Source organism: Micromonospora sp. NPDC003776, assembly GCF_053605645.1.
The window spans coordinates 1-5,994 of the sequence record NZ_JBSGJR010000448.1 but is presented as its reverse complement, the minus strand read 5'-3'; the positions used below and the strand labels follow the sequence as shown (position 1 = coordinate 5,994).

Sequence of the window (5,994 nt, the reverse complement as noted above, 5' to 3'; positions counted from 1 at the left end):
GTCCGGCCCCGCTGCACGCCCGGCTGGCCGAGGCCGACCCCACGGCGGCGGCCGGCATCCTGCCGACCAACGGCCGGCGGATCGTCCGGGCGCTGGAGGTGATCGAGCTGACCGGCGCACCCTTCACGGCGTCCCTGCCCGAGCCGACCCCGTTCTATCCGTCCGTGCAGCTCGGCGTGGACCTGGACACCGCCCTGCTGGACGAGCGGATCGCGCTGCGGGTGGACCGGATGTGGGCCGCCGGCCTGGTCGCCGAGACCCGGGCCCTGGTCGGCCGTGGCCTGCCCGAGGGGCGGACGGCCAGCCGGGCGCTCGGCTACCAGCAGGTGCTGCGCTTCCTGGCCGGCGAGCTGACCGAGACCGAGGCGTACGACGAGACGATCCGGGCCACCCGCCGATTCGTCCGCCGGCAGCGCTCCTGGTTCCGGCGCGACCCGCGGATCCACTGGCTGGACTCGGCCTCGCCCGCGTTTGTCGAGACCGCGCGGCGGATGGTGGCCGAGCATCGGTAATGATGGTGGCGTGGAGTTCACCAAGGGCCACGGCACCGGCAACGACTTCGTCATCCTGCCCGACCCGGACGGCGCGCTCGACCTGACACCCGGTCTGGTCGCCGCGCTCTGCGACCGGCGGCGGGGGATCGGCGGGGACGGTGTGCTGCGCGTGGTACGGGCCGCCAAGCACCCGGAGGGCGCCGCCCTGGCCGGCGAGGCCGAGTGGTTCATGGACTACTGGAACTCCGACGGGTCCTTCGCCGAGATGTGCGGCAACGGCTCCCGGGTCTTCGTCCGGTACCTGCTGGAGACCGGGCTGGCCGACCCGACGGACGCGGCGCTGCCGGTGGCCACCCGGGCCGGCGTGGTACGCGCGCGACTGGAGGGGGAGGACATCGCGGTCGAGATGCGGCGTCCCCGGCTGTCCGGCACGGCCACCGCCACCCTGGGCGGGCTGACCCTGGCCGGCGCGGCGGTGGACGTCGGCAACCCGCACCTGGTCTGTGCGGTGCCCGCCGGGCTGGAGCTGGCGGGTCTCGACCTCACCCGGGCGCCGGGCGTCGACCCGGCGGTCTTCCCGGCGGGCGTGAACGTCGAGTTCACCGCGCCGGGCGAGCCGGTGGCCGGCGCCGACGGGCACGTGCTGATGCGGGTCTACGAGCGCGGCTCCGCCGAGACGCTCTCCTGCGGCACCGGCACCTGCGCGGTCGCCGCGGTCGCGCTGCGCGACGCCGGCCGGGACACCGGCACGGTCATCGTGGACGTCCCCGGCGGCCGCCTCACGGTGACGGTTACCGAGGACTCCTGCTGGCTCTCCGGCCCCGCGGTCCTGGTCGCCACCGGCGAGACCACCCTCCAGCCCTGACCCCACGCGCTGCCCGGGCGCCCCACGGCCCCCGCCGCGCCCCCGCCGCGTTGATCAAGGAGTTTGCGTCAGGAACGGGCGCTTCCCTGACGCAAACTCCTTGATCAACGAGCCCCAGACGGGGCGCGATCAGGGGGGCGGGGTTCGAGGCGGTTGGTGTCGCGGCCGAAGGGGCCGTCAGGGGGTGGCGCTGGCGTTGGCGGCGATCTCGGGCAGGTCGGCCGGGCCCGGGTCCGCGGCCGGGGCCGGGGTGGCGGCGGGGTTCTGGGCGGCGGCGCGGACCGCCGCCGCGACCGCCGGGGCGACCCGGGAGTCGAAGACGCTCGGCACGATGACGGTCGGGTTGATCTTGTCCTCGCCGACCACGTCCGCGATCGCCCGGGCCGCCGCGATCGCCATCTCCTCGGTGAACTCCTCGGCGTGCGCGTCGAGCATGCCGCGGAACACGCCGGGGAAGGCCAGCACGTTGTTGATCTGGTTCGGCTGGTCCGAGCGGCCGGTGGCGACCACCGCGGCGTGCTTGCGCGCCTCCCGCGGGTCGACCTCCGGGTCCGGGTTGGCCAGCGCGAAGACGATCGCGTCCTTGGCCATGGTGGCGATGTCGTCGCCGGTGAGCAGGTTCGGCGCGCTCACCCCGATGAAGACGTCGGCGCCCCGGACCGCCCCGGGCAGGTCGCCGGAGTAGTTCTCCTTGTTGGTGTTCTCCGCCAGCCACTGCCAGGCCGGGTTCAGATCCGGCAGTCCGCGGTGCAGCGCGCCCTGCCGGTCGTACGCGATGATGTCGCCCACGCCCTGGCGCAGCAGCAGCTTCATGATCGCGGTGCCGGCCGCGCCGGCGCCGGAGACGACCACCCGCACGTCCGCCAGCTGCTTGCCGACGACGCGCAGCGCGTTGGTCAGCGCGGCCAGCACGCAGATCGCGGTGCCGTGCTGGTCGTCGTGGAAGACCGGGATGTCCAGCGCCTCGCGCAGCCGGGCCTCGATCTCGAAGCAGCGCGGCGCGGCGATGTCCTCCAGGTTGATCCCGCCGTACGCGGGCGCGATCGCCTTCACGATCGAGACGATCTCGTCGGTGTCCTGGGTGTCCAGCACCACCGGCCAGGCGTCCACCCCGCCGAAGCGCTTGAACAGCGCCGCCTTGCCCTCCATCACCGGCAGCGAGGCGGCCGGCCCCAGGTTGCCCAGGCCGAGCACGGCGGAGCCGTCGCTGACCACGGCGACCGTGTTCCGCTTGATGGTGAGCCGGCGGGCGTCGGCCGGGTTCTCGGCGATCGCCTGGCAGACCCGCGCCACGCCCGGGGTGTACGCCCGGGACAGCTCGTCACGGGTGCGCAGCGCGACCTTCGAGCTGACCTCGATCTTGCCGCCCAGGTGCAGCAGGAACGTCCGGTCGGAGACCTTGCGGACGTCCACCCCGTCGAGCGCGGTCAGCGCGTCGACGACCTGATCGGCGTGGTTGGCGTCGGCGGTGTCGCAGGTGAGGTCGACGATCACATGGGCCGGGTCGGAATCGACCACGTCCAGCGCGGTGACGATGGCGCCCGCCTCGCCCGCCGCGGTGGTCAGCCGGCCGATCGAGGAGGCGTCCGCGGGTACCGCGATCCGGATGGTGATCGAGAATCCGGCACTCGGCAGTCGGGTGTTGGCCACGTAGAACTCCTCCGTCGGCGCTGAGCGGCTCGCCTGGCATTTCTACTCGCTCGCCCTGCTCGCCCGGCATCCGGCCCCGTTACCAGTTAGTAGCGCCACGGGCATATAGCAGGTGCGTCGAGCGTTGGCACATGTCAGGATGCTCATACGCACGGGAAATGCCCCGGCATTTGACATAACGGACAGGAGACGCGGTTTGCGCGAGCAGGAGACCTACCTTCCCTACGAGGACGACGAGCTCGACGCCACCACCGGCGAGTTCGAGCTGTCGGAGCGGCAGGCGTTGCGGCGGGTCCCCGGCCTCTCCACCGAGCTCACCGACATCACCGAGGTCGAATACCGTCAGCTCCGGCTGGAGCGGGTCGTCCTGGTGGGCGTCTGGACCGAGGGGACCCAGGACGACGCCGACAACAGCCTCACCGAGCTGGCGGCGCTGGCCGAGACGGCCGGCTCCCAGGTGCTGGAGGGGCTGATCCAGCGGCGCAGCCGGCCCGACCCGGCGACGTACATCGGTCGGGGCAAGGTCGACGACCTCGGCGCGGTGGTGCTCTCCACCGGCGCCGACACGGTGATCTGCGACGGTGAACTCTCCCCGTCGCAGCTGCGCAACCTGGAGCAGCGCACCAAGGTCAAGGTGGTCGACCGGACCGCCCTGATCCTGGACATCTTCGCCCAGCACGCCAAGAGCCGCGAGGGTAAGGCGCAGGTCGAGCTGGCCCAGCTCGAATACCTGCTGCCCCGGCTGCGCGGTTGGGGTGAGACCCTCTCCCGGCAGACCGGTGGTAGCGGCCGCGGCGGCGGCGCCGGCGGCGGCGTGGGCCTGCGTGGTCCCGGTGAGACCAAGCTCGAGACCGACCGGCGCCGGATCCGGCACCGCATCGCGCGGCTGCGCCGCGAGATCAAGAGCATGACGACGGTACGCCAGACCAAGCGCGCCCGGCGCTCCCGCAACGCGGTGCCCGCGGTGGCCATCGCCGGCTACACCAACGCCGGCAAGTCCAGCCTGCTCAACCGCCTCACCGGGGCAGGCGTGCTGGTGGAGAACGCGCTGTTCGCCACCCTGGACCCGACCACCCGCCGGGCCACCACGGCCGACGGGCGGCTCTACACCCTCTCCGACACGGTCGGGTTCGTCCGGCACCTGCCGCACCAGATCGTCGAGGCGTTCCGCTCGACGCTGGAGGAGGTCGCCGACGCCGACCTGGTGGTGCACGTGGTGGACGGCACCCACCCGGACCCGGAGGAGCAGGTCCGCGCGGTCCGCGAGGTGCTCGCCGAGGTGGGCGCCGACCGGCTGCCGGAGCTGCTGGTGGTCAACAAGACCGACGCCACCGACGAGGAGACGCTGCTGCGGCTCAAGCGCCTCTGGCCGGACGCCGTCCTGGTCTCCGCGCACAACGGGAGCGGGATCGACGGGCTGCGCGAGGCGATCGAGCAGCGGCTGCCCCGCCCGGCGGTCGAGGTCCGCGCCGTGCTGCCGTACGACCGGGGTGACCTGGTCGCCCGGGTGCACCGGCAGGGCGAGGTGCTCAGCACGTCCCACCTGCCGGAGGGGACCCTGCTGCACGTGCGCGTCGGTCAGGCGCTCGCCGCCGAGCTGGCGCCGTACCGGGCGGGGGACCGGCTGACCACGGACGAGCGGGTGGCCGTCGGCGGCTGAGCCGTCCGGCGTCACCCGCCCGAAACCGCAGCCGTGCGACACTTGGCGCCATGCGGCACGCTGTCTCCTCGGTCACGATCGCGCTCGGCCTGATCGGCGCGGTCGTGGCCCCCGCCGGGCTCGCCGTGGCGGCTCCCGCCGCGGCCCCAGTGCTGGCTGCGGCTCCCAAGAAGAAGTGCACCGTCGAGGACAAGCGGCTGCGCGAGCTGTCCGGGCTGGTCGCCACCGGCACCGGTTACGTCGTGATCGACGACGGCAGCGACGACTCCAGCCACAAGAAGGTCTTCTACCTCGACGGCACGTGCGGCCTGGCGAAGGAGCCGGTCTCCTACTCCGGCGACGGTCCGTACGACACCGAGGACCTGGCCCTCGGGCCGGACAAGAAGACCCTCTGGATCGGCGACATCGGGGACAACGCCACCAGCAAGACCCGGCGCGAGCGCATCGCCGTCTGGACCATGCCGGTCAGCGGCAAGAGCAAGCCGGTGCTGCACCGGCTGGCGTACCCGGAGAAAAAGCCGCACGACGCCGAGGCGCTGCTGGTCGGGGACGACAACCTGCCGCTGATCATCACCAAGGACCCGTCGGGCAAGGCGGAGATCTTCAAGCCCTCGGGCCCGCTCAAGTCCGGTGACACCGAGCCGGTGCCGATGAAGAAGGTCGGCGAGGTCACCGTCCCCAAGACGAACACCGACAACAAGCTGGGCGCGCCCGGCCGGATGACGATCACCGGCGCGGCCCGCTCACCCGATGGCAGCAAGGTCGTCCTGCGCACCTACGCCGACGCCTTCGAGTACGACGTGGCGAACGGCGACCTCGTCGGGGCGTTCAAGGGCGCGCCGCGGGTGACCCCGCTGGCCGACGTGTTCGGCGAGGCGATCTCGTACACCCCGGACGGCAAGAGCTTCGTCACGGTCTCCGACGTCGGCCTGCTGGACGACACCGAGCCGGTGGAGATCCTCAGCTACGTCCCGTCGACGAAGGGCGTGGAGGCGCTGCCGAACGCGGGCGGGGTGGCGGCGAAGCCGGCCGCCGAGAAGTCCTGGTTCGAGAGCCTCTCGCTGGACGAGATCACGTACCTGATCGCCGCGGTGGGGGTGATCGGCGCGCTGATGGTCGGGGCCGGCATCTTCGGGATCATGCGGTCCCGCCGCAAGCCGGCACCGGCCGAGCCGGCCGAGCGGGATGACCAGTTCCCGGGCCACGGGGGCTTCCCGCCCGGCGACCGACCGGATTCCGGCGCCCCCCGGGGCGGCGTCTACGGCGGCAGCGGCGGGGTGTACGGCGGCGCGCCCCCGAACGGCGCCTCCGGTCGCCCGGCCGGC

Annotated in this window: 5 protein-coding genes; 4 read left to right on the top strand and 1 reads right to left on the bottom strand. The window is 73.0% G+C overall.

The genetic code is table 11. From position 1 onward, the window contains the following. A partial coding sequence (locus ACWEVO_RS27735; protein WP_452310436.1) for a tRNA (adenosine(37)-N6)-dimethylallyltransferase occupies positions 1 to 512 on the top strand: 512 nt, incomplete at its 5' end. 10 nt (positions 513 to 522) lie between these two features. Next, positions 523 to 1,359, top strand: a complete 837-nt coding sequence (gene dapF / locus ACWEVO_RS27730) for a diaminopimelate epimerase (protein WP_452310435.1) — start codon at positions 523 to 525, stop codon at positions 1,357 to 1,359. A 177-nt stretch (positions 1,360 to 1,536) separates the two neighbouring features. On the opposite strand, the gene ACWEVO_RS27725 is transcribed toward dapF, so the two are convergent. Beyond that, positions 1,537 to 3,009, bottom strand: coding sequence for a malic enzyme-like NAD(P)-binding protein (locus tag ACWEVO_RS27725; protein WP_452310434.1), 1,473 nt, complete (start codon positions 3,007 to 3,009; stop codon positions 1,537 to 1,539). A gap of 196 nt (positions 3,010 to 3,205) precedes the next feature. Here ACWEVO_RS27725 and hflX point away from each other — a divergent pair, with 196 nt between their 5' ends. Continuing rightward, positions 3,206 to 4,669 (top strand): GTPase HflX, encoded by a 1,464-nt coding sequence (gene hflX, locus ACWEVO_RS27720; protein WP_452310433.1) that lies wholly within the window; start codon positions 3,206 to 3,208, stop codon positions 4,667 to 4,669. Positions 4,670 to 4,719: 50 nt separating this feature from the next. Beyond that, positions 4,720 to 5,994 (top strand): hypothetical protein (locus ACWEVO_RS27715; RefSeq protein ID WP_452310432.1); only part of this gene is annotated, 1,275 nt, incomplete at its 3' end.